This window comes from Serratia sp. HNCC26DJ244 (genome assembly GCF_057180565.1).
The window spans coordinates 91547-115829 of the sequence record NZ_JBXUGO010000001.1; the positions used below are offsets into that span (position 1 = coordinate 91547).

Annotated in this window: 24 protein-coding genes; 10 read left to right on the forward strand and 14 right to left on the reverse strand. The window is 50.0% G+C overall.

Annotated features, from left to right (window positions below; all coding sequences use genetic code 11):
* Window positions 1-50: 50 nt before the first annotated feature.
* The 6 genes from nrdR (at window position 51) to pgpA (ending at window position 4174) form a co-directional block, all read left to right on the forward strand.
* Entirely contained in the window at window positions 51-500 is a 450-nt protein-coding gene (gene nrdR, locus AC2A06_RS00420; protein ID WP_021180191.1) for a transcriptional regulator NrdR, read from the forward strand.
* Between the two features lie 11 nt (window positions 501-511).
* Window positions 512-1618 carry a bifunctional diaminohydroxyphosphoribosylaminopyrimidine deaminase/5-amino-6-(5-phosphoribosylamino)uracil reductase RibD gene (gene ribD, locus AC2A06_RS00425; RefSeq protein WP_484379003.1) on the forward strand — a complete coding sequence of 369 codons (1107 nt, stop codon included), beginning with the start codon at window positions 512-514 and terminating at the stop codon, window positions 1616-1618.
* Between the two features lie 120 nt (window positions 1619-1738).
* Complete coding sequence (gene ribH / locus AC2A06_RS00430; RefSeq protein ID WP_023489501.1) at window positions 1739-2209, forward strand: 6,7-dimethyl-8-ribityllumazine synthase; 471 nt, start codon at window positions 1739-1741, stop codon at window positions 2207-2209.
* A 21-nt stretch (window positions 2210-2230) separates the two neighbouring features.
* Window positions 2231-2647 carry a transcription antitermination factor NusB gene (gene nusB, locus AC2A06_RS00435; protein ID WP_023489502.1) on the forward strand — a complete coding sequence of 139 codons (417 nt, stop codon included), beginning with the start codon at window positions 2231-2233 and terminating at the stop codon, window positions 2645-2647.
* A gap of 46 nt (window positions 2648-2693) precedes the next feature.
* Window positions 2694-3671 carry a thiamine-phosphate kinase gene (gene thiL, locus AC2A06_RS00440; RefSeq protein ID WP_473195901.1) on the forward strand — a complete coding sequence of 326 codons (978 nt, stop codon included), beginning with the start codon at window positions 2694-2696 and terminating at the stop codon, window positions 3669-3671.
* 5 nt (window positions 3672-3676) lie between these two features.
* Complete coding sequence (gene pgpA, locus AC2A06_RS00445; RefSeq protein WP_023489504.1) at window positions 3677-4174, forward strand: phosphatidylglycerophosphatase A; 498 nt, start codon at window positions 3677-3679, stop codon at window positions 4172-4174.
* A 123-nt stretch (window positions 4175-4297) separates the two neighbouring features.
* Here the strand turns inward: pgpA and AC2A06_RS00450 are convergent, their stop codons facing one another.
* From AC2A06_RS00450 to xseB, 4 genes are all read right to left on the reverse strand, one after another.
* Window positions 4298-5272 (reverse strand): aldo/keto reductase, encoded by a 975-nt coding sequence (locus AC2A06_RS00450; protein ID WP_484379004.1) that lies wholly within the window; start codon window positions 5270-5272, stop codon window positions 4298-4300.
* A 39-nt stretch (window positions 5273-5311) separates the two neighbouring features.
* Complete coding sequence (gene dxs / locus AC2A06_RS00455) at window positions 5312-7174, reverse strand: 1-deoxy-D-xylulose-5-phosphate synthase (protein WP_484379005.1); 1863 nt, start codon at window positions 7172-7174, stop codon at window positions 5312-5314.
* A gap of 238 nt (window positions 7175-7412) precedes the next feature.
* Window positions 7413-8315: a (2E,6E)-farnesyl diphosphate synthase gene (gene ispA, locus AC2A06_RS00460; RefSeq protein WP_473195898.1), complete on the reverse strand. Its 903-nt coding sequence runs from the start codon at window positions 8313-8315 to the stop codon at window positions 7413-7415.
* A gap of 5 nt (window positions 8316-8320) precedes the next feature.
* Window positions 8321-8584, reverse strand: a complete 264-nt coding sequence (gene xseB / locus AC2A06_RS00465; protein ID WP_023489508.1) for an exodeoxyribonuclease VII small subunit — start codon at window positions 8582-8584, stop codon at window positions 8321-8323.
* A gap of 225 nt (window positions 8585-8809) precedes the next feature.
* Here xseB and thiI point away from each other — a divergent pair, with 225 nt between their 5' ends.
* Complete coding sequence (gene thiI / locus AC2A06_RS00470; protein WP_484379006.1) at window positions 8810-10258, forward strand: tRNA uracil 4-sulfurtransferase ThiI; 1449 nt, start codon at window positions 8810-8812, stop codon at window positions 10256-10258.
* Window positions 10259-10302: 44 nt separating this feature from the next.
* On the opposite strand, the gene yajL is transcribed toward thiI, so the two are convergent.
* Together yajL and panE are read right to left on the reverse strand one after the other, a co-directional pair.
* The gene (gene yajL / locus AC2A06_RS00475; RefSeq protein WP_023489510.1) at window positions 10303-10893 is read right to left on the reverse strand and encodes a protein deglycase YajL; all 591 of its coding nucleotides are present in this window, start codon (window positions 10891-10893) and stop codon (window positions 10303-10305) included.
* Window positions 10856-11767, reverse strand: a complete 912-nt coding sequence (panE, locus tag AC2A06_RS00480; RefSeq protein ID WP_484379007.1) for a 2-dehydropantoate 2-reductase — start codon at window positions 11765-11767, stop codon at window positions 10856-10858. Before panE ends, yajL begins: the two co-directional genes overlap by 38 nt.
* A 186-nt stretch (window positions 11768-11953) precedes the next feature.
* Here panE and AC2A06_RS00485 point away from each other — a divergent pair, with 186 nt between their 5' ends.
* Window positions 11954-12445: a YajQ family cyclic di-GMP-binding protein gene (locus tag AC2A06_RS00485; protein WP_023489512.1), complete on the forward strand. Its 492-nt coding sequence runs from the start codon at window positions 11954-11956 to the stop codon at window positions 12443-12445.
* Between the two features lie 49 nt (window positions 12446-12494).
* Here AC2A06_RS00485 and AC2A06_RS00490 read toward each other — a convergent pair whose 3' ends face one another.
* The 8 genes from AC2A06_RS00490 to AC2A06_RS00525 form a co-directional block, all read right to left on the reverse strand.
* Complete coding sequence (locus tag AC2A06_RS00490) at window positions 12495-13859, reverse strand: MFS transporter (RefSeq protein WP_484379008.1); 1365 nt, start codon at window positions 13857-13859, stop codon at window positions 12495-12497.
* A gap of 304 nt (window positions 13860-14163) precedes the next feature.
* Window positions 14164-15054, reverse strand: a complete 891-nt coding sequence (cyoE, locus tag AC2A06_RS00495; protein ID WP_484379009.1) for a heme o synthase — start codon at window positions 15052-15054, stop codon at window positions 14164-14166.
* A gap of 17 nt (window positions 15055-15071) precedes the next feature.
* Window positions 15072-15410: a cytochrome o ubiquinol oxidase subunit IV gene (locus tag AC2A06_RS00500; protein ID WP_023490614.1), complete on the reverse strand. Its 339-nt coding sequence runs from the start codon at window positions 15408-15410 to the stop codon at window positions 15072-15074.
* Window positions 15410-16027 carry a cytochrome o ubiquinol oxidase subunit III gene (locus AC2A06_RS00505; protein WP_484379010.1) on the reverse strand — a complete coding sequence of 206 codons (618 nt, stop codon included), beginning with the start codon at window positions 16025-16027 and terminating at the stop codon, window positions 15410-15412. Before AC2A06_RS00505 ends, AC2A06_RS00500 begins: the two co-directional genes overlap by 1 nt.
* Window positions 16017-18008 (reverse strand): cytochrome o ubiquinol oxidase subunit I, encoded by a 1992-nt coding sequence (gene cyoB / locus AC2A06_RS00510; protein ID WP_473195893.1) that lies wholly within the window; start codon window positions 18006-18008, stop codon window positions 16017-16019. Before cyoB ends, AC2A06_RS00505 begins: the two co-directional genes overlap by 11 nt.
* A 4-nt stretch (window positions 18009-18012) precedes the next feature.
* Window positions 18013-18963 carry a cytochrome o ubiquinol oxidase subunit II gene (cyoA, locus tag AC2A06_RS00515; RefSeq protein ID WP_484379011.1) on the reverse strand — a complete coding sequence of 317 codons (951 nt, stop codon included), beginning with the start codon at window positions 18961-18963 and terminating at the stop codon, window positions 18013-18015.
* Between the two features lie 425 nt (window positions 18964-19388).
* Window positions 19389-20867, reverse strand: coding sequence for a muropeptide MFS transporter AmpG (ampG, locus tag AC2A06_RS00520; protein WP_484379012.1), 1479 nt, complete (start codon window positions 20865-20867; stop codon window positions 19389-19391).
* Window positions 20868-20984: 117 nt separating this feature from the next.
* The gene (locus AC2A06_RS00525) at window positions 20985-21563 is read right to left on the reverse strand and encodes a lipoprotein (protein ID WP_473195890.1); all 579 of its coding nucleotides are present in this window, start codon (window positions 21561-21563) and stop codon (window positions 20985-20987) included.
* 477 nt (window positions 21564-22040) lie between these two features.
* Here AC2A06_RS00525 and bolA point away from each other — a divergent pair, with 477 nt between their 5' ends.
* Together bolA and tig are read left to right on the forward strand one after the other, a co-directional pair.
* The gene (gene bolA / locus AC2A06_RS00530) at window positions 22041-22361 is read left to right on the forward strand and encodes a transcriptional regulator BolA (RefSeq protein ID WP_484379013.1); all 321 of its coding nucleotides are present in this window, start codon (window positions 22041-22043) and stop codon (window positions 22359-22361) included.
* A gap of 307 nt (window positions 22362-22668) precedes the next feature.
* The gene (tig, locus tag AC2A06_RS00535; RefSeq protein ID WP_484379014.1) at window positions 22669-23973 is read left to right on the forward strand and encodes a trigger factor; all 1305 of its coding nucleotides are present in this window, start codon (window positions 22669-22671) and stop codon (window positions 23971-23973) included.
* Window positions 23974-24283: the final 310 nt, after the last annotated feature.

Below are 24283 nucleotides of genomic sequence, written 5' to 3' on the forward strand. Positions count from 1 at the left end.
AAGTTCGGGGTAAACTGTGCTTAACAATAAAATGCTTATCAGGATGAGTTATGCATTGCCCTTTTTGCGCTGCTGTTGATACCAAAGTGATTGATTCCCGCCTGGTGGGGGACGGTTCTCAGGTGCGCCGTCGTCGCCAATGTCTGGTCTGCAATGAGCGTTTTACCACGTTTGAAGTAGCCGAACTGGTGATGCCGCGGGTGATTAAAAGTGATGAAGTTCGTGAACCGTTCAATGAAGATAAATTGCGTCGTGGGATGCTGAAAGCGTTGGAAAAGCGCCCAGTCAGCTCAGACGATGTAGAAAACGCGATAAATCATATCAAATCCCAGTTGCGGGCCACGGGTGAACGCGAAGTACCGACCAAAATGGTGGGTAATCTGGTGATGGATGCCTTAAAAAAGCTGGATAAAGTGGCTTATATCCGTTTTGCATCGGTTTACCGTAGTTTTGAAGACATTCGTGAATTCGGCGAAGAAATCGCCAAACTGCAGGATTAAGCTGGTTGCTTATGCATAACGACCAATTTTACATGGCGCGTGCCTTTGAGCTGGCACGGCAGGGGCGTTTTACCACTACACCTAATCCGAATGTCGGTTGCGTGATTGTGCGCGAGGGTCAGATTGTTGGTGAAGGTTACCATTTGCGAGCCGGTGAGCCACATGCCGAAGTGCATGCGTTACGTATGGCGGGTGAACTGGCGCGTGGTGCCACCGTTTATGTCACGCTGGAACCTTGCAGCCACCAGGGTCGTACCCCACCTTGTGCTGATGCGCTGATTGGCGCGGGGGTTAGCCGCGTGGTGGCGGCAATGCAAGACCCTAACCCGCAAGTCGCCGGGCGTGGCCTGCATAAGCTACAGCAGGCGGGTATTGAGGTGTGCCACGGGGTGATGCTGGCGGATGCTGAAGCGGTCAATCGCGGTTTCCTCAAGCGGATGCGTACCGGTTTGCCTTATGTGCAGTTGAAACTGGGGGCCTCTTTGGATGGCCGAACTGCCATGGCCTCCGGTGAAAGCCAGTGGATCACCTCAGCGCAATCCCGGCAGGATGTACAGCGTTTGCGTGCCGAAAGTTCAGCCATCCTGAGCACGAGTGCCACGGTATTGGCCGACGATCCGTCACTGACAGTGCGCTGGGATGAATTGAGTGATGACATTCGCCAAATCTACCCGCGTGAAAATCTGCGGCAACCTGTGCGGGTTATTTTAGATAGTCAGAACCGGGTCACACCACAACATCGGGTGGTACAGCAGCCTGGGAACACTTGGTTGGCACGTTTGCAACCGGATACTCAATCTTGGCCAGCAGGTGTAGAACAATTGTTGCTACCTGAGTATGGGGGTGGGATTGATCTGGTTGCGATGATGATGCAACTGGCTAAACGCCAAGTGAACACGGTTTGGGTTGAGGCAGGTGCCCAGTTGGCGGGGAGCTTACTGCAAGCCGGGCTGGTTGATGAGCTGATAGTGTATGTGGCACCCAAGTTATTGGGTGATAATGGCCGGGGATTGTGTCAATTACCGGGTCTTGAACAGTTGTCTGAGGCACCAGAGTTTGTTTTCAGTGAAGTGCGCCAGATCGGTCCAGACTTGCGTTTGCGGCTAACTGCTAAATAACGAATACCACTTTTATCTCCCTGCTCCCTGGTGTTTTAAAAAACCGCCGCGCAGGTAGACAAAGAATATGATAGAATCCGCCCCCCTATGGGGTATTGAACCTATTCTTGAGGAAAGCCCATGAAAGTTATTGAAGGTGTTGTTGCCACTCCTAATGCCCGTGTGGCGATCGCAATTGCACGTTTTAACAATTTTATCAACGACAGCCTACTGCAAGGCGCCATTGATGCCCTGAAACGTGTGGGTCAGGTTGATGATGCCAACATCACCGTTGTTTGGGTTCCTGGGGCATACGAATTGCCATTAACGGCACGTGTATTGGCCAATACTGGCAAATATGACGCCGTGATTGCGCTGGGTACCGTGATCCGTGGTGGTACTGCGCACTTTGAATATGTGGCCGGTGAAGCCAGCTCTGGCCTGGGTCATGTCTCATTGACTACCGAGATCCCGGTTGCCTTTGGGGTACTGACCACTGAAAGTATTGAACAAGCGATTGAACGCGCTGGGACCAAAGCCGGTAATAAAGGCGCAGAAGCAGCACTGACCGCACTTGAAATGATTAATGTTATCAAGGCGATTAAAGCCTGAATTTAGTTTAAGGGGAATTCCGTGAAACCTGCTGCTCGTCGTCGCGCTCGTGAGTGCGCTGTTCAAGCGATCTATTCTTGGCAGTTGTCTAGAAATGACATTGCCGATGTTGAACATCAGTTCCTGACGGAGCAGGATGTCAAAGATGTTGACATCGCCTATTTTCGTGAGCTGCTTTCTGGTGTGGCAGTCAATGCGGGTATGCTGGATGGGCTGATGGCCCCCTATCTGTCTCGCCAACTCGAAGAGCTGGGCCAGGTGGAAAGAGCCGTACTGCGCATTGCGCTGTTTGAGCTAAAAATGCGTGAGGATGTTCCTTACAAAGTGGCTATCAACGAAGCGATCGAACTGGCGAAAACCTTTGGTGCTGAAGATAGTCACAAGTTTGTCAATGGTGTGTTGGACAAAGCTGCTCCCAGTATCCGTAAGAAAAAATAACGACAAAGGCCGGGAAACCGGCCTTGATTTCTTTGGAGGAAAGAGCATGGCATGCGGTGAGTTCGATCTTATTGCCCGTTATTTTAACCGTCCTGAGACTGTGCGCCGGGATGTTCAGTTGGGCATTGGTGATGACTGCGCACTCCTGACAGTGGCAGAAAAACAGCTTTTAGCCATCAGTACCGATACCTTGGTATCAGGCATCCATTTTTTGGCGGAGATAGATCCGGCCGATCTCGGTTACAAAGCGTTAGCCGTTAATCTGAGCGATCTGGCGGCAATGGGCGCTGATCCCGCTTGGCTTTCCTTGGCGTTGACACTCCCTAATGTGGATGAAGCCTGGCTGAAAGCGTTCAGTGACAGCCTATTCGAACAACTCAATTACTACGGCATGCAACTGATTGGTGGGGATACCACACGTGGCCCACTCAGCATGACGTTGACCATCAATGGCCTGGTACCTGCCGGGCGCGCATTAACACGCAGTGGTGCCAAGATCGGTGACTGGATTTATGTCACCGGAATGTTGGGTGACAGTGCCGCCGGGCTGGCTATTCTGCAACAACGCTTGCAGGTGAGCGACCCAGAAGCGCGTAACTATTTGCTTAAACGCCATTTACGGCCGACACCGCGCGTGTTGCAGGGTAAAGCGCTGCGTGATCTGGCCAGTTCGGCGATCGATATTTCCGATGGTTTAATCTCTGACTTGAAACATGTGCTCAAGGCTTCTAGGTGTGGGGCGCGCATTGAACTGGATGAACTGCCAATGTCACAAGCGATGACCCAGCATGCCGAGGTGGAACAGGCGTTGCGTTGGGCACTGACAGGCGGAGAAGACTACGAGCTGTGCTTTACCGTACCGGAGATCAATCGTGGCGCATTAGAAGTGGCGTTAAGCCATTTAGGTGCGGATTACACCTGCATCGGCCAGATTGTTTCGCCCGCTGATGGGGTGAAGTTCTATCGTGGTCATCAAGAGATTGAGTTACCGTGGCACGGCTACGATCATTTCAGCATTGAGTAAAAATCATGAAAGATGAAGCGAAGTCCCGGCTACGTATGAGCAACCCATGGCATCTGTTGGCGACCGGTTTTGGCAGTGGATTGTCGCCGATTATGCCAGGGACCATGGGGTCGATTGCTGCCATTCCGTTCTGGTTGTTGTTGATCCAGTTACCCTGGCCGCTTTATTTATTGGTGCTGATATTCAGTAGCGGCATCGGTATTTATCTGTGCCATAAAACCTCCAAAGATATGCAAGTGGATGATCATGGCAGCATCGTCTGGGATGAATTTGTCGGTATGTGGATCACCTTGATGATGTTACCGGTCCACAACTGGCAATGGGTCATTAGCGGGTTTGTGGTGTTCCGTATTCTTGATATCTGGAAGCCATGGCCGATTCGCTGGTTTGACCGCAATCTGCATGGCGGCTTGGGGATCATGATTGATGATATCATCGCTGGTGTGCTGGCTGCCGTGGTGATTTATCTGATGGGGTATTATTGGCCGAGCGGATGGTGGTGATAGCCTTGTTGCCATTCAAGCTGCGTCTCCAGTGAACCGAGATCGATAAAGGCGCACCTCAGTGTGCGCCTCTACAGGTCACTTTCGCTGACTCAAGATTGGCGGTTAGGCAAAACCTATTACTTATGCAAAACCGACCACCTGATGTGGTACATAAGCCGTTTCTAATTGGGCAATTTCTTGCACTGTCAGCTTCAGATCAATGGCGGCAACGGCATCCAACAGGTGTTCACTACGTGAAGCACCAATAATCGGTGCAGTCACCACAGATTTACTCAACAGCCAAGCCAGGGCGACCTGTGCTCGTGGAACGCCGCGTTGTTCTGCGATGTTGGCCACATGTCCGGCAATCTGGGCATCGACCTCTTCAGTGGCAACATACAAGGTTTTACCATACAGATCGGAATCTATTCGTTTGGTAGTTTCCCCCCAAGGGCGGGTTAATCTGCCACGCGCCAACGGGCTCCAAGGGAGCACCGCAATGCCTTCAGCGGCACATAAGGGATACATTTCCCGCTCTTCTTCCCGCTGGATTAGATTGTATTGATCCTGCATGCTGACAAAACGCGTCCAGCCATAGCGGTCGGCAGTGTATAGCGCTTTGGCAAATTGCCAAGCATACATTGAGGATGCCCCGATATAGCGTGCTTTACCGGCTTTCACCACGTCATGCAGTGCTTCCAACGTTTCTTCGATCGGTGTTTCGTAATCCCAACGGTGGATTTGCAGTAAATCCACATAGTCGGTTCCCAGACGCCGCAGGCTATCGTCAATGGATTGCATAATCTTGGGGCGCGATAGCCCGCGCTCCAGATTGCTCATGGCATTATAGACTTTGGTGGCAATCACCACGTCTTCGCGGCGGGTGTAGTCACGCAAGGCTCGGCCAACAATTTCTTCACTGCTGCCATCAGAATAACTATTGGCGGTATCAAAGAAGTTGATACCCATATCCAATGCCTGTCTGATCAGTGGGCGGCTGTTCTCTTCCGGTAGCGTCCATGGGTGGCTACCCCGTAAAGGTTCACCATAAGTCATACATCCCAGACAGATACGGGAAATGTTCAGGTCGGTATTACCCAGTTTTAGATATTCCATAATTCATAATCTCCTGTGTACCGAGCAAACCCAAGGGCATCACGCCAACCAGGCCTCGATCTGGCGTTGAATGCCGATGGCATCCAGACCAAGATCACTGCGGATCTCATCTTGATTACCTTGAGGAATGAAATAATCAGGTAAGCCAATATTTAGCACCGGCACCTGCTGGCGTTTTGCCATCAACAGCTCGTTTACGCCGCTGCCTGCGCCACCCATAATGGCATTCTCTTCCAATGTCACCAGGGCTGTATGACTGGCGGCCATCTCTAGCACCAGTTGTTGGTCCAGCGGTTTGACAAAACGCATATCCACTAACGTAGCATTGAGGGCTGCGGCGGCTTGTGCCGCTTCCGGTAATAGCGTGCCGAAGTTGAGGATGGCAATGTTTTCACCGGTGCGGCGTACCACACCTTTACCGATCGGCAGGCTTGCCAGCGGTTCCAGTACTGCGCCAGTACCATTACCACGCGGGTAACGGACTGCACTGGGGCCGTCGTTATAGTGATAACCGGTATACAACATTTGTCGACACTCGTTTTCATCACTTGGCGTCATGATCACCATATTGGGGATACAACGCAGGAACGAGAGGTCGAATGCGCCTTGGTGAGTTTGACCATCAGCACCGACAATCCCGCCACGATCAATGGCAAACATCACTGGTAAGTTGGGGATCGCCACATCGTGAATAACCTGGTCGTAAGCACGTTGCAGAAACGTGGAGTAGATCGCCACCACCGGCTTATAACCACCAATCGCCAAGCCAGCAGCAAAGGTCACCGCGTGCTGTTCGGCAATGGCGACATCGAAATACTGCTGAGGATAGTCACGGGAAAACTGAACCATGCCAGAACCTTCACGCATAGCGGGGGTGATGGCCATCAGTTGACTGTCAGCGGCGGCAGTTTCGCATAACCACTGACCAAAAATAGTCGAATAGGTTGGCAGCCCTCCGCCACTTTTCGGCAAGGTGCCGATGGCAGGATCGAACTTGGGCACCGCATGGAAGCTGATCGGATCCTTCTCTGCAGGGGCATAGCCACGTCCTTTTTTGGTCATGATATGCAGCAGTTGTGGCCCTTTCAGATCGCGCATGTTCTTCAGTGTGGCGATCAGCCCTTGAACATCGTGCCCATCTACCGGGCCGATGTAATTAAACCCCAGCTCTTCAAACAGTGTGCCGGGGACCACCATCCCTTTGAGGTGTTCTTCGGTACGTTTGAGCAGTTCTTTGATGGGGGGCAGGCCAGAGAGAACTTTCTTGCCACCTTCACGTAGTGTGGAGTAGAGCTTGCCTGAAAGCAGTTGTGCTAGATGATTATTCAGGGCTCCAACGTTTTCAGAGATCGACATTTCATTGTCGTTGAGTATCACCAGCATATCTGGGGTGATATCTCCGGCGTGATTCATGGCTTCAAATGCCATGCCCGCGGTGATGGCACCATCACCAATCACGCAGACGGTACGGCGATCTTTCCCTTCCCGCGCGGCGGCTACCGCCAAACCCAGACCAGCACTGATTGAGGTGGATGAGTGGCCGACACTGAGCACATCATATTCGCTTTCCCCACGCCATGGGAAAGGATGCAGCCCTTTTTTTTGCCGGATAGTGGCAATACGATCACGGCGACCCGTCAGGATTTTATGTGGATAGGCTTGATGGCCTACATCCCAGACCAGGTGATCAAACGGCGTGTTGTAAACGTAATGCAGCGCGACCGTCAGTTCGACAGTACCTAGCCCGGAAGCAAAATGACCACTGGAACGGCTAACGCTGTTCAGCAGATATTGCCGTAGCTCGTCACAGAGTTTTGGCAAACTTTCTTTTGGCAAGGAGCGCAACTCTTGTGGGGTGTCCGCTAGTGCCAAGGTCGGGTATTTGGTTATATCAATAGGCATTTGATACTCATATCAGAGATGTTTACCCTTTTTATTTCACGCTGTCATAGTGTATTCACGTTGTCATAGTATGAAACGCCCACTCTCTATGGGAGCGACTGAGCCATCCAACCCAGAAGATTGATGATGTTCAACCTCGAGTTTCACTTTGCGGCTATTTGCCGCTAAGTAGGCGTGTTTTTCACTCAATGACTGCCTGCTTACAACTTGAAAGAGCCAGGGTATATCACGCTATACGTTAATTGTCGCGTTCAATAATGAAGTTGGCTAACGCACGTAATGGCGCGGTGTCATAGTTTTTTGCGGCCAAAGTCTCTAAAGCCGTCAACGCTTCTTGATAGAGATCCCACGCTTTTAGTTTTGCGCTGTCAAGTCCCAGAAGGGCAGGATAGGTACTCTTTCCAAGTTGTTGATCGGAGCCTTGGCGTTTGCCGATCTTTGCTGTTTCTCCTACCACATCCAGAATGTCATCTTGCACTTGAAATGCCAGCCCTATTGCGGCCGCATAACGATCAAGTTGTGGCAAGGCGGCACGCCCTGACTCACCGGCTGCCAGTGCCCCCAGACGAACCGCCGCTCGGATGAGAGCACCGGTTTTATGGCGATGGATCTGTTCCAGCGCCAATAAATCAATTTGCTTGCCTTCCGCTTCCAGATCCAGCGACTGACCGCCACACATACCGGCAACTCCACTGGCACTGGCCAGTTCGGAGATCATCGCCAATCTGTCCTGCAATGATACATCGGGCATGGGGGCATCTGCCAGAATAGAAAATGCCAGGGTTTGTAGTGCATCACCCGCCAGGATGGCGTTAGCCTCACCAAACTTGATATGACAGGTGGGTTGGCCTCGGCGGAGGTCATCATCATCCATTGCGGGTAAGTCATCATGGATCAGTGAATAGGCATGAATACATTCCACAGCGGCGGCGGGGGCATCCAGATTATCCAGGCTCAGGCCAAACATCTGCCCGCTGGCATACACCAGAAATGGTCGTAACCGTTTGCCGCCCAGCAATGCACCGTGGCGCATTGCTGCCACCATGTTGCCCTCATTGAGCGGTAAGGGAGCAAGGTAAGCCAGCAGGGCGCGATCACTGCGCTGGCGTAAAGCTTGTAACTGATCTTGGAACTCAGACATCGTTATTACTCAGCGTCCGGATTAAAAGGAGCCAGTGCAGCATCGTCACTATTACCATTGAGCAGGATCTCTACCCGCTGCTCTGCCTGCTGCAGTTTTTGCTGGCCTTGGCGTGCCAGTTGTATGCCGCGCTCAAACTCATTGAGTGCATCTTCCAGTGATAATTCGCCGGACTCCAGGCGTGCGACAATACTTTCAAGTTCACTCAACGCGTTCTCAAAGCTGACGTTTTGCTCTTTACTGTCTGATTGTATCGGTTTTTTAGCCATAATTTCGTTTTTACATCATCATATGAAGCGTGGAGTCAGAGAGCCTATCCTAGCGGATCTTGTTCAGTAAATCATGGCGCTTCTTTTGCTAAATTGATTCCAGTGGTGGTGGAATATTGACGGATACCTTCGGTTTTGTGCACGTAGCATAATCAGATAGTGATATACTCCGCACCGCAATTATTCTTCCATTATCTAACGACCACCAGACAATCAAAAACCGCCATGAAGTTTATCATTAAATTGTTTCCAGAAATCACTATCAAGAGTCAATCTGTGCGCTTGCGCTTTATCAAGATCCTGACGACTAACATTCGTAATGTGCTTAAACAGTATGATGAAACGTTGGCGGTGGTAAGGCACTGGGATTTTATCGAAGTGCGTGCCAAAGATGAGGACCAACGCCCGGTGATTGCCGATGCGTTGATGCGCATTCCCGGTATTCACCATATCCTGGAAGTGGAAGATCGCACTTATACCGATATGCATAATATCTTTGAACAGGTGTTAGCGACTTATCGCGATCAACTGGAAGGTAAAACGTTTTGTGTGCGTGTCAAACGCCGTGGTAAGCATGAGTTTAGTTCGATTGATGTGGAACGTTATGTTGGCGGTGGGCTCAATCAGCATATTGAAACGGCACGGGTTAAGCTTTCTCATCCACAGGTAACGGTAAATCTGGAGATTGAAGACGATCGACTGATGCTGGTTAAGGCACGCCGTGAAGGGCTGGGTGGTTATCCGATTGGTACGCAGGAAGATGTGCTGTCACTGATTTCTGGTGGTTTTGATTCAGGCGTATCAAGCTATATGCTGATGCGTCGTGGCTGCCGTGTACATTACTGCTTCTTTAATCTCGGGGGCGCGGCCCACGAAATTGGCGTCAAGCAGGTGGCCTACTATTTATGGCAGCGCTTTGGTAGCTCGCACAAAGTGCGTTTTGTGGCGGTGGACTTCGAGCCGGTAGTGGGTGAGATTTTAGAAAAAGTCGATGACGGCCAGATGGGCGTTGTGCTCAAGCGTATGATGGTGCGCGCCGCTTCTCAGGTGGCTGAACGTTACGGCGTGCAGGCACTGGTTACCGGCGAAGCGCTGGGCCAGGTCTCCAGCCAGACCCTGACCAACCTGCGACTGATTGACAATGTCTCTGATACCTTGATCTTACGCCCGCTGATCTCCCATGATAAAGAGCACATTATTGATCTTGCACGGGAAATCGGTACCGAGGATTTTGCCAAAACCATGCCGGAATATTGTGGCGTGATTTCGAAGAGCCCAACGGTTAAAGCGGTGAAAAGCAAGATTGAAGCTGAAGAGGCAAACTTTGATTTTACCATTCTCGAGCGTGTGGTGCGTGAAGCGCGCAATGTGGATATTCGCACTATCGCTGAAGAAACACAGCAGCTGGTTACCGAGGTGGAGACGGTGGCTGAATTTACCGCTGATGAGGTGATTCTGGATATTCGTTCTGCCGACGAACAGGAAGAAAAACCCCTTGCTATCACCCAGGCAGAGGTAAAGACCCTGCCATTTTATAAGTTGAGTAGCCAATTTGCTGCGCTTGATCAGAGCAAAACCTACCTACTCTATTGTGATCGTGGAGTGATGAGTCGCCTGCAAGCGCTCTATCTGCTTGAGCAAGGCTATACCAATGTTAAGGTTTATCGTCCTTAGCTTTCCCTTAGCCTGAGTGGATAAGGGGGCTTCTGGTTTGGCACTCAATCACTAAAATCGTACATGCCAGGTAGCAGTACCAGTTGTGCTGCTACCTCTGCCGCTTTGCTCTTACCCAACAATAAATCAATCAGCTTTAAAGCAAATTCCATTGAGGTGCCGGGCCCTTGGCTGGTCAGCAGATTCACTCGCGCATCAAACACCACGCGCCGTTCCAGCCAGTTGGCCGGTGGGATCTGCTCTTTTAACCCTGGGAAGCCGGTCATATTGCTGATGGGGAACAGATTATGGTGTTGTAATACTAACGCTGGGGCAGCACAGATAGCCGCTACAATCTTCCCTTGTAGGTGCATTTGACGCACTTTCTCTACCAGCAAGGGGCTATCGCGGAAACACTCGGCCCCTTTGATGCCACCCGGCAGCACGATGGCATCAAAAGGGTCATCAACAATGGCCACCAGCGGTGCATCGGCCAGCAGTTTTACCCCACGGGAACAGGTAATGGTTAGGTTGCCGTCACCCGCGACGCTGGCGGTGGTCACGCTAACCCCGGCGCGCACCAACAAGTCAATGGTGGTAACGGCTTCGGTTTCTTCACTACCAGGAGCCAGACAGACCAGCGCCGATACGCTCATACTTGTTTTCCTTTTGTTTAATCATTTCAAACAACCGGGTATTTTCCGGCAGGGAGATACCATGCTTGCGGCCACGACGCAGTAAATAACCGGTGATATAGTCGACCTCGGTATGCCGTTGGCTACGGATATCCTGCAGCATAGAAGAGATATTGTCCGCTGTGTTCTCGATCACTTGCATCACATAGAGCATCAGACCTTCACATGAAGTATGGTACCCCTCTCTTTCCATCACCTCGGCAATTTCGTGGCAGATAAGCTCTATCTGTTGGGGATAGCGTTGCAGATCGCCATTGCGGCAGTTATACAGCACGGTGAGTGGGTTGATGACACAGTTCACGGCCAATTTGCGCCAGCAGGCAGCGGCGATATGGTTATGCCAAGCGACATCGGGCAATGCCTGATGCAGTACTTCTGCTAAATGACTCAGATGGGCGGCTTGTGATGTTGCCGGGCCGATATGGGTGATCCCATTGGCAACATGGATAATGGCATTACCATCATGGCGAGCCGCATGGGTCGTGGTCCCTTGCAACACCGGTTGGCTGTGCGGCGGTAATTCATCAACAGTACCCAGACCATTATGCAACAGTAAAATCGCACAATGTGGGTTGAGCTTGGGGAGTAGCAGGGTTAGCGCGCCAGAAATCTGCCAGGCTTTAAGCGTGACCAGCAGCAGCTCACTTTGCGATAAATGTTCAGGATCGTTAGTGGGTAAATTATGGTTAAATGAAGTACCGCCTGGCTCAATAATATTGACTGCACAAAATGGCGAGGGTACCCGTAACCATCCTTGTACATCGTGACCTTGTTGATAGAGTCTGGCGAGCCAGAGTTGCCCGAGGGCACCGCAACCAAGAATGGTTATTTTCATTCTATCTCCTTGGCGTCAAATGAGTTTAAACTGTTTTCTGGCTGCAGCTTGAATGAGTGCGATTATAAACCTCAGGCTCAGTACTGACATCGAAATTTTGCTTACTGTAACATTTTATCTACTGTAACAAAGCAGGTATGATTCAGGGCATCAAAATCATAGGTTACCCATTTTGGTGGAGGATATATGCCATCTTTCGACATCGTTTCCGAAATAGATATGCAGGAAGTGCGTAATGCGGTTGAGAACGCCAGCCGCGATCTCAGCACCCGTTGGGATTTTCGTAACGTACCAGCCAGTTTTGAGCTGAATGAAAAGAATGAAAGCATTAAAGTGGCCAGCGAGTCCGATTTTCAGGTACAACAATTGCTGGATATTTTGCGTGAGAAACTGAGTAAACGCAGTATTGATGGCGGTGCGCTGGAGATCCCGGACGAGCTGACGCATAGCGGCAAAACCTACAGCGTTGAAGCCAAGCTTAAGCAAGGTATTGAAACCAGTCTGGCGAAAAAAATCGTCAAGCTAATCAAAGACAGCAAGCTGAAGGTGCAGGTGCAAATTCAGGGTGACGAAGTGCGGGTGACCGGTAAATCCCGTGACGACCTGCAAGGCGTGATGGCACTGGTGCGTGGTGCCGACCTTGGTCAACCCTTCCAGTTTAAAAACTTCCGCGATTGAGTTATATCGGGCCGATGGATGGTCGGCCCAAATTTATCTTCGGTAGATATCAATATGCATTGACCAAGGCTTCTAATTGGCCCCGGTTGGTCTGTTTGGTATCAACCTTGATATAGGCACTGCGTTCTTCGGGTACCACGATGGCTTCAGTAACCCCAGGTTGCGCCATTAAACGGTGTTGCAAGGCCGAATCTTTCACTGCCAGTTCACAGAGCGTAATGCGCAAACTGCTGACATAAGGCGGCTCTTTCATGGTGCTACTGACGACAAACCAGATGGCGGCAAGCCCGGCTCCAGCAATAAATACCAACCCGGTACCTTGCAGGCTATATAGCCACCCCCCGACACTGCCGCCAATCGCCACACCAATAAATTGACTGGTGGAGTAAACCCCCATTGCAGTGCCTTTATAACCGGCTGGAGCTTCTTTACTGATCAGCGAAGGTAGAATAGCTTCCATCACATTGAAAGCAATAAAGAATAACTGTATGCCAGCGATGATGGCCCACAAATGCAGGCCAGAGCGCCAAAGCAACACTTCTGCGCAAAATAATACCGCCACACAGCCCATAAATACCTGTTTCATACGGCGGTATTTTTCGGCATAGATGATAAAAGGCACGATGGTGGCAAATGAGACCAGCATCGTCACCAGATAAACCTTCCAGTGATTACTGGCCGCTAAGCCCGCTTGTTGCATCGCCAGCGGTAAGGCGACAAAGCTCGACATCAACAAAATATGCAGGCACATGATGCCGAAGTTGAGTTTTAACATGCGCGGATTGTTCAGGACTTTGCTGAAGCTGCCCCGTACCATGCTGGATTCACGGTTTAATACATGGTCACTGGTGGATGGCACCACCGCCAGCGTAATGACGATCCCGGCTATGGCTAAGAGCGCAATCATCCAGAACAGTGCCTGTAACCCGAAAGCATGAGTCACGATAGGGCCAACCACCATCGCGCAAGCAAAGGTGAGCCCGAAACTGACCCCGATAAACGCCATTGCTTTGGTACGGTTCTGTTCGCGGGTTAAATCGGATAGCAGCGCCATTACTGCGGCGGCTATTGCCCCAGAACCTTGCAAAGCACGGCCAAGAATAATTCCCCAGATGGAGTCACTGAGCGCCGCGATGACACTCCCCAGGGCAAAAATCAGCAGACCACCGACGATCAATGGTTTACGGCCAATACGATCAGAAACCAGGCCGAAAGGGATCTGGAACAGGGCCTGTGCCAAGCCATAGATACCAATGGCGATGCCAATTAACGTCTCACTGGCACCCTGCAGTGCCATACCATAGGTGGTGAGCACCGGCAGCACCATAAACATGCCTAACATGCGCAGTGAAAACACCGCCCCTAATCCCCAGGTGGCCCGCCGTTCTTTGGGGGTCATGATATTGTCGTTCATTGGGACCTCAGTAAAACTCATACATCTGATCAGCTAAAGCAGCAAACCTGATGGAATAATTCGTCAAAGTGGCATCATTCTAGATGCGTGTATTCTAGAGCGTGTAGCGGGGGAGGGGGAAGTGAATGTTGTTTAACAGATGTTAATGTTATCCCCAGATTATTTTCGATCAGGGCTGATGGTCATTGGGTATATACCTTACCCTTGACGCTAACGGTTCAACTGACTGGCAACCGTTAGCTTCATAAGGGTTAAAAGTGCTGGTGACATGGATGGTGATAGGAATTATTGCCAACTATCTGCATTACCCAATATAGGTCAACAAGGTGCCTGGTGCAGTATTGGCATTGAAGTCAATAGACATCATCACACTGAGTGAGGTAATGGCAACAATCGAGAACACAAATAGTTTGCGTGCCCAGATACTGTCATTTTCCGCTTTATAACCACGTAGGGCCATGCCCAACCACCATACGCTCACCGCCGCAGCCACAATCAGATATTTGTAACCGGCATAACCAACCAAGGTCAGCATCAGCGTGGCAACCATAAACGCCAGGATATAGACTGTGATGTGGTTCTTGGCAACGGAAATGCCCTTCACCACCGGCAGTACCGGGATATTGGCTGCCTGATAATCTTTCAGCCGGAAGATGGCAATGGCATAAGAGTGGGGCATCTGCCACAGGCTGAATATGGCCAACAAGATCAAAGCACCAGCATCAAACTCGTTGGTGACCGCACAATAGCCAATCACCGGGGGCGCTGCACCCGACAGGCTGCCAATCAGTGTACCGTAGACTGAATGGCGCTTCATATAGAGGCTATAAACACCCACGTAAACCACAAAACCCATCACTGCCAGCCACATGGCCAGCGGGTTGGCCGCAATATAGAGCAGGGTGAAACCAGCAATACCCAACAGGGTCGCGTAAATCAGGCTGACATTCGGCGCAATCAGGCCTTTTACCAACACCCGGTTTTTGGTTCTCTCCATCTTTTTGTCGATGTCACGGTCGATGTAATTGTTAAATACACAGCCCGAGGCCACCACCAATGACACCCCTAACAGGGTAGAGAAAAACAGGGAGTAGTCGATACTCCCTTTGGAAGCGAGCAGAAATCCCCCAATCACCGAGATAAGATTGCCGAAAATAATGCCTGGCTTGGTTACTTGCAGGTATTGCTTAATCATCACACACCGCTCTGCTATTAATCGACCATCATATTGATATTGAGGTTGTACATAATCCAAAGTGAACCAACAACCACGATACCGATAATGACAGCGGTGAACACTAACGCCACCAGATTCCAACGCTCTTCTGAAGAGGTATTCATATGTAGGAAGTAAACCAGGTGAACGATCACCTGGATCACCGCCGTACCGACGACCACAGCCAGGATGGTGGAGGGAGCAGCGGAGCCACTCATCACCATTGCAAATGGAATGACCGTCAGGATGATCGACAGAATAAAGCCGATCATATATGACTTCACGCTGCCATGGCTTGCGCCACCGTGTGAGGTTTGATGGGATGAATGGCTCATTACATAACCCCCAGTAGGTAGACAACGGTAAATACACAGATCCAGACCACATCCAGGAAGTGCCAGAACAGGCTCAGACACATCAGACGGGTTTTATTGGTCGCTGTCAGGCCACGTCTGCTGACGTGGACCATCATAGTAATGATCCACACCAGACCGACGGTGACGTGCAAACCATGAGTACCCACCAGTGCAAAGAAACTGGAGAGGAACGCACTGCGGTCTGGGCCATAGCCTTCGGTGATCAGATGGTGGAATTCATAGATTTCCATTGCCATGAAGCCAAGGCCGAACAGGAAGGTGAGCAGTAACCAGATATTAACACTGCTAACCTTGCCCTTATTCATGCCGACCATGGCCATGCCAAAGGTGATGGAGCTGAACAGCAGCAAGAAAGTTTCAACCAGAACAAAATTCAGGTCGAAGATATCTTTACCAGAGGGACCACCGGCGGTCCCATTCACCAAGACTGCATAGGTTGCGAACAAACTTGCAAACAAAATACAGTCGCTCATCAGGTAGATCCAGAATCCGAAGACTTTGGTTTCCCCTGTATCGTGGTGCCCATGTGCGGCATGGGCAACGTTATGATGGTTCGTCAGAGTATCAGTTGACATGGTTTACGCCTGCTTTGCTGATTTGTTCATCGTGTTGGCTTTCAATGCGCTCGATTTCATCGACCGGGACATAGTAATCAACATCTTCATCGAAGCTCTTGGCAATCCAGGTAATGATTATGCCTGCAAAGCCAACAATCGCCATCCACCAGATATGCCAGATCATGGCGAAGCCAAACACCAGGCTAAAGGCGGAAATAACGACACCCGCACCGGTATTTCTCGGCATATGAATCGGTTCGTACTTGGCGGGTTTCTTGTAAGCCTCACCTTTCTCTTTCATGTCCCAGAACGCATCGCGATCATGAATTTCTGGTACCACGGCAAAGTTATAGAACGGTGGAGGTGAAGAGGTTGACCACTCCAAGGTACGAGCATCCCATGGGTCGCCAGTGAGGTCGCGGTTCTTCTCACGATCACGGATACTGACGATCACCTGCATGATTTGGCATAGCACACCACAGAAAATCAACACTGCACCACATGCCGCAATCAGCAGCATTGAGTGGAACTCAGGGTTGATATTCTGGCTCAGGCGGCGAGTCATGCCCATAAAGCCCAAGACATAAAGTGGCATGAAGGCAATAAAGAAGCCGATGATCCAGAACCAGAATGCGCGGATCCCCCAGGTTTCATTCAGGCGGAAACCGAAGGCTTTAGGGAACCAGTAAGTCAGACCCGCGAAGCAGCCAAACACCACACCACCAATGATCACATTATGGAAGTGGGCAATAAGGAACAGACTGTTATGCAGCACAAAGTTGGCACCGGGTACCGCCAGCAGTACACCGGTCATCCCACCAATGGAGAAGGTGATGATAAAACCGATGGTCCACAGCATGGGGGAGGTGTACTGAATGCGTCCCTGATACATGGTGAACAGCCAGTTGAAAATTTTCACCCCGGTCGGGATGGAAATGATCATTGTGGCGATACCAAAGAAGGCATTGACGTTGGCGCCACTGCCCATGGTAAAGAAGTGGTGTAGCCAGACAATAAATGACAGTAGGGTAATCACCACCGTTGCCCAGACCAGAGAGGTATAGCCGAACAAACGTTTTCTTGAGAAGGTCGCGGTCACTTCCGAGAAGATACCAAACACTGGCAGAACCAGGATATACACCTCTGGATGGCCCCAGGCCCAAATCAGGTTGATGTACATCATCATGTTGCCACCCATATCATTAGTGAAGAAATGGGTGCCCAGGTAGCGGTCCAGGGTTAACAGCGCGATAGTAACGGTCAAGATTGGGAATGAGATAATAATCAGTATGTTGGCGCACAATGCGGTCCAGGTGAACACTGGCATTTTCATCAGTGACATGCCAGGGGCGCGCATCTTGATGATCGTTGCGAAGAAGTTCACCCCAGTCAGCAGAGTACCCACACCAGATATTTGCAAACTCCAAATCCAGTAATCAACCCCGACGCCGGGACTGTACTCTATACCGGAAAGAGGGGGGTAAGCCAACCAGCCGGTTTGTGCAAATTCCCCAATGGCGAGTGAGAGATCAACCAGTATTACCCCGACAATAAACAACCAGAAGCTCAGGGAGTTGAGGAACGGATAGGCTACATCACGTGCACCGATTTGCAGTGGCACCACCAGGTTCATCAACCCGACCACCAGCGGCATCGCCACGAAGAAGATCATGATCACGCCGTGGGCGGTAAAAATCTGGTCATAGTGATGCGGTGGTAGAAAACCCGCTTCACCCGCAGAAGCAAGCGCCTGTTGGCCACGCATCATCACCGCATCAGCAAAACCACGTACCAGCATCACCAGTGCTACGATGATGTACATGATACCGATTTTTTTATGGTCAACTGACGTCAGCCATTCGCGCCATAGCCAGGTCCACTTGCCCAGATAGGTTATTAGTGCCAGCAGTCCCAGTCCACCAACGATAATTGCCGCAACGGTAACCATCACAATGGGTTCATGGAAAGGTACTGCATCAAGTGTTAATTTTCCCAACATCAGATTATTCCTCTGCTCCGGCGTGATGAGTATGCTCGCCCATGTCCTGGCTCATAGTCATCCCTTTATGTTCACTGTTCGCGCTACTTGCAGGCATATGCATATGGCCCATAAATTTGGCAATGGTTTCTTGGAACAAATTAGGTTTGACACTGGAGAAATACGTCACCGGATGGTTTTCAGTTTGTTCCGCCAGCTTATTGAAGTCACCGGTGGTATCGAGGGTTTTAGGTGAGGCTTTCACCTTGTCAACCCACTGGTTAAACTCGCCCTCGGTAGGGGTGACAATGGCGGTGAATTTCATGCCGGAGAAACCATGACCACTGTAGCTGCTGGAAATACCGTCGTATTTACCCGCAGTGTTGCCGATCAAGTGCAGTTTGGTTTGCATCCCAGGCATGGCATAAATCTGGCCGCCCAACTGAGGAATGAAGAACGAGTTCATGACCGAGTCTGCAGAAACTTTAAATTCCACAGGGACATCTTTCGGGAAAGCGATTTCATTAACTGTTGCAATCCCTTGTTCTGGATAGATAAACAACCATTTCCAATCCAACGATATCACTTGAATGGTCATTGGCTTCTTGTCGGTGACAATCGGCTTGTATGGATCCAGGGAGTGACTGGTTTTCCAGGTAATGGTCCCAAGAATCAGGATGATAATGATGGGAATAGTCCAGACGACCGCTTCAATCTTGTTGGAGTGCGACCAGTTCGGTGTGTATTTAGCCGATTGGTTGGAAGCGCGATACTTCCAGGCGAAGATTATCGTCATAAAAATCACGGGAACGACCACGATTAACATTAAGCCAATCGCAGTCAGGATCAGTGTCCGTTGTTCGACACCGATTGCTCCCTTGGGATCCATTAGAACCGTATCACAACCACTCAACATCAATGTGGTGGCGATTAAGGATAATATCCCAATACTTTTGCTGTATTTCTTAAGTCTCATCTAACGACCCCAATTACCAAGGTTCAATTGTCGTTTCATGTGTGCCGGGCATTTTACGGGAAGGTTACAGTACTGTAAATATACTTAAGGGATCGTCAGTGCTTTGCTGCCGCTTTCTGTTAAGAGGGTCACATCTATTACATTGTGTGGAAATTTGCCAATAGCAACAATATATTGGCGAGTCAAATAGCGAAAAATGGCACTATCTTAAGGAAAACCAAGGGAATAGAGAACAACTTGGAGGGTGGGGGTGAGGTTAAGTAGAAAATAAATGTTTATTTAATGTTAAATAACTGACTATTTATTGTGTTATTTATTTTATTCCCAAGTGCACAACTCAGGTAAAAATATTCCGAGTTGCTACACTTTTCGTCTCATAAAATAAATTTATTCTTTTTGATGTGCTTTAACTGAACAAAAAATAGTCAAGTTAATGGCGTGCGACGCAATGCCAGATAGTCTAACAGGCTACCCATGATAATCCCCACCAGGCTGAGTAGCGCGCCACTGCGTAGGAATACGGTTGCTATATCAGGCCACTGGCTTAACCCCAGCGCATTGAAAATCAGCAATATTAGCCATAAACCCAGTAACGAACAGCCCACACCGAGCAGACGTAACGCCCAGCGATAAGTGCCATTGAACAGTGTTCGTGGCATAAAGTCATCGGTACGTTGAGTGTATTCCAGGGTTTGTCGGCAAATGAGCAACAGTAGTAAACCGGGTAGCGCTGCCACAATAGAGAACAGGTAGAATAGCGGCCAGCCATGAAGTTCAACAAACCAACCTGCAATGGGGCCGACATAGACGCGGCCAACCGCCGAGAGTGCTGACAACAGGGCAAATTGGGTAGCAGAGAACGATTTATTACACAATGTCATCAGTAGGGCGACAAACGCAGCGGTACCCATACCACCACACAGGTTCTCAAGAAAAATAGCACTGCCCATGGAGAGGATGTTTTTATCGGTGATGGCTAACAACCAATAGCCGATGTTGGAAACCGCTTGCAGTATACCAAACAGCATCAAGGCCCGGAACAGGCTCAGGCGTTGCATTAACACCCCACCGAGCAAGGCACCAACAATGGTGGCAAACAGGCCAAGGGTTTTGTTGACCAACCCGACTTCACCCGCATCAAACCCGACACCCCGAATCAGAAAAGTGGTACTCAGGCTACCGGCAAAGGCATCCCCCATTTTATACATCACAATCAGCAGCAGGATCAGCCAGGCATTATTACGGCCGAAGAAGTCACGCAAGGGGGCGACTACCGCTTGTTCCATGGTGCGCGGTGCCGGGATACTGTCGTCCGGCTCGGGTGCCATTAGTGTGGCCACAATGCCGAACAGCATCAGCGCGGCCATTAACCAGTATGTGTGTTGCCAACCTAAATAGCGGTCTGCCAGCCACAGGGCCAATCCACCAGACACCAGCATCGCCAAGCGATAACCCAGCACAGAAATTGCGGCTCCAGACCCTCGTTCATTCGCTGGTAAGAGGTCAGTCTTATAAGCATCAAAAACAATATCCTGCGAAGCAGAACAGAAAGCCACTAATACGGCTAAGGCCGCCAGCCACCACAAATGTTGCGTCGGGTTCATAAACCCCATGCTTACAATGGCCACTACCAGCAAAATCTGGCTGATTAACAACCAACCGCGTCGCCGCCCAAGCAATGGCGGGGTGTAGCGGTCCATAAACGGCGACCAAAGAAACTTGAATACATAGGCTTGCCCCACCAGTGAGAAGAAACCGATGGTCTTCAGATCGATATTTTCGACGGTCATCCAGGCTTGCAGTGTCCCCGAGGTGAGGGCCAACGGCAGGCCAGAGGCAAAGCCCAGAACCAGAAGAATGATGGAGTTACGCTGGGTAAATAGATTGAGATACTGTTTTGCCATGAGGTCCTTGGTTGTGCTACCCAGTTGCCTGGGTAGCACAAAGCGTTTTGCCTCTTATACACCAGGTTGCAGACGCATGGTCATGTTTGCAACCCGAATGCTCCAGGGTAAAACGGATTAACGTGCGTTTTGCTTGATAAAATCATGGATACTGGTGTCTTTTGCCATATCGGCAATGACATCGCCCAATACCGTATTGACCGTCTTGGTAATCTTGTCGTTGGAGGCGACGAAAGCCCCCTGAACATTATAAGTCGCGCGGTAGTTTTTTACCTGTTTGCTGCCATTCTTCGCCTGGGCGATGATTGAGATATCCGCTTTGGCGGTAATGTTATAACGCAAGTTACCTTCAGAAACATCGGCAAACAGCGTATTAACAATGATCTGCAGATCAACCGCGCCATCTGGGCCAACCATATAGCCACGGGCGGTCATCTGTTTTTCCAGCACTTCTTGCAGCAGGAAACGCAGATCGCGAGAAGGCGTGAGGGTGACCAACTGACCATCGCGATTGACTTTAGCCAATGCTTGATCAGCGCGTTGGTCAGCACCATTAATGCTGACTGTGACGCCTTGCAGGGTGGGATCCTGCTGTGGCAGCACCATGGTTGGGGTAATATTTAGCGTATTGTTACTGGTGGCGCATCCAGCGAGCATTAATACGGCCAATAAAGGAACATAAAGTTTTTTTAACATATTGACTGTCTCATCAATCCTAATTTTATACTCGTCATTGTTCAAACCGCGGCTCTATACCCAAGTTCAATGAAGTTACAGCCAGGCGGCAAGCGAGCGAATCCCGATGAGCTTACTTAAGTAAGTGATTCGGGTGAACGAACGTAGCCAACACCGCTGCAGCTTCATTGGTGACGGGTATATAAGCTCAGCGGAATTTGCGTAGCACATACCCACGTAACCTGAAAAATGAAGAGTATAGCCAACAACAAATTGCCGCCATCATAACATTGCCGACAGCAGGGGGAAGTATTGAACGTCGTTGTAAGGTAAATTTTTATCGTGTAGTTAATTCAAGTTGATGTTGGCCTGCAGGCTGACGCTATACCGTGATGAGATAAGTAAATCCTCTGTTAGAACGATGCCGTCCTCTTTGCAGCTTGGATAACGATAGGTATATTGAGTTGCTAGGGCGGCTTGCCAGGGTGTGGAGGTTGTATGTTACGTAAGCAACAAATAGAAACTAAGTTGAACACGGCATTTGTGCCGGAGTACCTGGAGGTCGTTGATGAAAGTTATCGCCACCATGTCTTACCGGGGTCAGAAAGCCATTTCAATGTCGTGGTAGTCAGCGATCGTTTTGCTGGTGAGCGTATATTGGCACGCCATCGCGCCATTTATTCTTTGTTGGCAGATGAGTTGGCGAATGGCGTCCATGCGCTGGCGCTCCATACCTATACCCCTAAAGAGTGGGAAGCCTTAGAAGATAAGGTACTCACTTCACCTCCTTGCCGTGGTGGTGGAGGCGGTTTGGTGTAAAAAATAGCCCCAAGTTCAAGCAAGGCCAGTCAGGAGGAGCGCCGGAGACAACCCGCACTGTGTTTTGGCTGGCAACGAGAATTTTTTGGGCTATCGAGGTGAAAACCTGAAGACGTATCAATATTAACATGCGCGTATCTGCTCGCTATCCTCGACTAGCTACGTTTGCGCCGCTATAATGTCGCGTCTTATTTTTCCGGAATGGTTTCGGGACGCTCTTGATATCAGGGAACTCGGTTTTTAATCTAGCCGTCCTGGTTCTTGCAACGGAGTTGACCGAGCACTTTGATTTTTTTGAGGTAACAAGATGCAAGTTTCAGTAGAAACCACTCAAGGCCTTGGGCGCCGTCTCTCTATTACTGTTCCCGCTGATGTTATCAATCAGGCGGTTAAGAAAGAGCTGATCAATGCGGCGAAAAGCGTGCGTATCGACGGTTTCCGTAAAGGCAAAGTGCCGTTGAATATTGTTGAACAACGTTATGGTGCTTCTGTTCGTCAGGATGTGCTGGGCGATTTGATGCAACGTAACTTTGTTGACGCGATCATCAAAGAAAAAATTAACCCGGCTGGCGCACCTAACTACGTACCCGGTGAATATCAAGAAGGCGCAGATTTCGCTTTCGCCGTTGAGTTTGAAGTCTATCCAGAAGTTGAGTTGAAAGGTCTGGAAAGCATCGAGGTTGAAAAACCTGTTGTTGAAGTTAACGACGCAGATGTTGATACCATGCTGGAAACCCTGCGTAAGCAGCAAGCAACCTGGAAAGAAACGGATGCCGCAGTGACGGCGGAAGATCGTGCGACTGTTGACTTTACTGGTTCCATTGATGGTGAAGTGTTTGAAGGTGGCAAAGCCACCGATTTCGTTCTGGCGATGGGCCAGGGCCGCATGATCCCAGGTTTTGAAGAAGGTCTGGTGGGTCACAAAGCGGGTGACGAGTTTGTCATCGACGTCAATTTCCCTGAAGATTACCATGCTGAAAATCTGAAAGGTAAAGCGGCTAAATTTGCCATTGTGCTGAAGAAAGTCGAAGTTCGTGAACTACCGGAACTGACTGAAGAGTTTATCCAGCGTTTTGGTGTCGCTGATGGTTCTCTCGTGGGTTTGCGTGCTGAAGTGCGTAAAAACATGGAGCGCGAACTGAAAGGTGCGGTGCGTAATCGTATCAAGTCTCAGGCGATTGATGGCCTGGTGAAGGCTAATGAAATCGACGTGCCAGCAGCACTGATTGATGGTGAAGTTGACGTTCTGCGTCGCCAAGCTGCCCAGCGTTTCGGTGGCAATGAGAAGCAAGCGTTGGAATTACCACGTGAACTGTTTGCTGAGCAAGCTAAACGCCGTGTGGTTGTCGGTTTGCTGTTGGGTGAAGTGATCAGCCAGCACGAATTGAAAGCTGACGAAGACCGCGTTAAAGCCTTGATCGAAGAAATGGCTTCCGCCTACGAAGATCCAAGCGAAGTGATTGAGTTCTATAGCCAGAACAAAGAACTGATGAACAATATGCGTAACGTTGCTTTGGAAGAGCAAGCCGTTGAATGCTTGCTGGCTAAAGCAAAAGTCACTGAAAAAGCGACAACGTTCACCGAACTGATGAACCAGCCTCAACAGGGCTAATGCAGGTTTCAGACCAGAGAGGGGGCTCAAACGCTGTTTGAGTTCACCGTGACTGATTCTGGTCAAACAACCGAGCAACTGTCGCCAGCTATACTGTAGTGTGAAGGTGTAGTATGAAGGCGGGGAGTTATCGTTGGTTCCTTGAAAGAGCCTGTAGCCTTGGTTACGGGCTTTTTTTTTGCTGCCTAACTGATTATCTTAGAGCAATATATCTCAGAGCTATTTATCGCAGCACGATTTATCTCAGAACGATTTATTTCAGAACAAGAGTGACAATAAGCAGGTTGTGATATCGAAAAATCGGTGTGCA

Bases quoted from the DNA above. Each gene is read 5' to 3' on its own strand.
- nrdR (WP_021180191.1), top strand. From the start codon at position 51: ATGCATTGCCCTTTTTGCGCTGCTGTTGATACCAAAGTGATTGATTCC.
- ribD (WP_484379003.1), top strand. From the start codon at position 512: ATGCATAACGACCAATTTTACATGGCGCGTGCCTTTGAGCTGGCACGG.
- ribH (WP_023489501.1), top strand. From the start codon at position 1,739: ATGAAAGTTATTGAAGGTGTTGTTGCCACTCCTAATGCCCGTGTGGCG.
- thiL (WP_473195901.1), top strand. From the start codon at position 2,694: ATGGCATGCGGTGAGTTCGATCTTATTGCCCGTTATTTTAACCGTCCT.
- pgpA (WP_023489504.1), top strand. From the start codon at position 3,677: ATGAAAGATGAAGCGAAGTCCCGGCTACGTATGAGCAACCCATGGCAT.
- AC2A06_RS00450 (WP_484379004.1), bottom strand. From the start codon at position 5,272: ATGGAATATCTAAAACTGGGTAATACCGACCTGAACATTTCCCGTATC.
- dxs (WP_484379005.1), bottom strand. From the start codon at position 7,174: ATGCCTATTGATATAACCAAATACCCGACCTTGGCACTAGCGGACACC.
- ispA (WP_473195898.1), bottom strand. From the start codon at position 8,315: ATGTCTGAGTTCCAAGATCAGTTACAAGCTTTACGCCAGCGCAGTGAT.
- xseB (WP_023489508.1), bottom strand. From the start codon at position 8,584: ATGGCTAAAAAACCGATACAATCAGACAGTAAAGAGCAAAACGTCAGC.
- thiI (WP_484379006.1), top strand. From the start codon at position 8,810: ATGAAGTTTATCATTAAATTGTTTCCAGAAATCACTATCAAGAGTCAA.
- yajL (WP_023489510.1), bottom strand. From the start codon at position 10,893: ATGAGCGTATCGGCGCTGGTCTGTCTGGCTCCTGGTAGTGAAGAAACC.
- panE (WP_484379007.1), bottom strand. From the start codon at position 11,767: ATGAAAATAACCATTCTTGGTTGCGGTGCCCTCGGGCAACTCTGGCTC.
- AC2A06_RS00485 (WP_023489512.1), top strand. From the start codon at position 11,954: ATGCCATCTTTCGACATCGTTTCCGAAATAGATATGCAGGAAGTGCGT.
- AC2A06_RS00490 (WP_484379008.1), bottom strand. From the start codon at position 13,859: ATGAACGACAATATCATGACCCCCAAAGAACGGCGGGCCACCTGGGGA.
- cyoE (WP_484379009.1), bottom strand. From the start codon at position 15,054: ATGATTAAGCAATACCTGCAAGTAACCAAGCCAGGCATTATTTTCGGC.
- AC2A06_RS00500 (WP_023490614.1), bottom strand. From the start codon at position 15,410: ATGAGCCATTCATCCCATCAAACCTCACACGGTGGCGCAAGCCATGGC.
- AC2A06_RS00505 (WP_484379010.1), bottom strand. From the start codon at position 16,027: ATGTCAACTGATACTCTGACGAACCATCATAACGTTGCCCATGCCGCA.
- cyoB (WP_473195893.1), bottom strand. From the start codon at position 18,008: ATGTTGGGAAAATTAACACTTGATGCAGTACCTTTCCATGAACCCATT.
- cyoA (WP_484379011.1), bottom strand. From the start codon at position 18,963: ATGAGACTTAAGAAATACAGCAAAAGTATTGGGATATTATCCTTAATC.
- ampG (WP_484379012.1), bottom strand. From the start codon at position 20,867: ATGGCAAAACAGTATCTCAATCTATTTACCCAGCGTAACTCCATCATT.
- AC2A06_RS00525 (WP_473195890.1), bottom strand. From the start codon at position 21,563: ATGTTAAAAAAACTTTATGTTCCTTTATTGGCCGTATTAATGCTCGCT.
- bolA (WP_484379013.1), top strand. From the start codon at position 22,041: ATGTTACGTAAGCAACAAATAGAAACTAAGTTGAACACGGCATTTGTG.
- tig (WP_484379014.1), top strand. From the start codon at position 22,669: ATGCAAGTTTCAGTAGAAACCACTCAAGGCCTTGGGCGCCGTCTCTCT.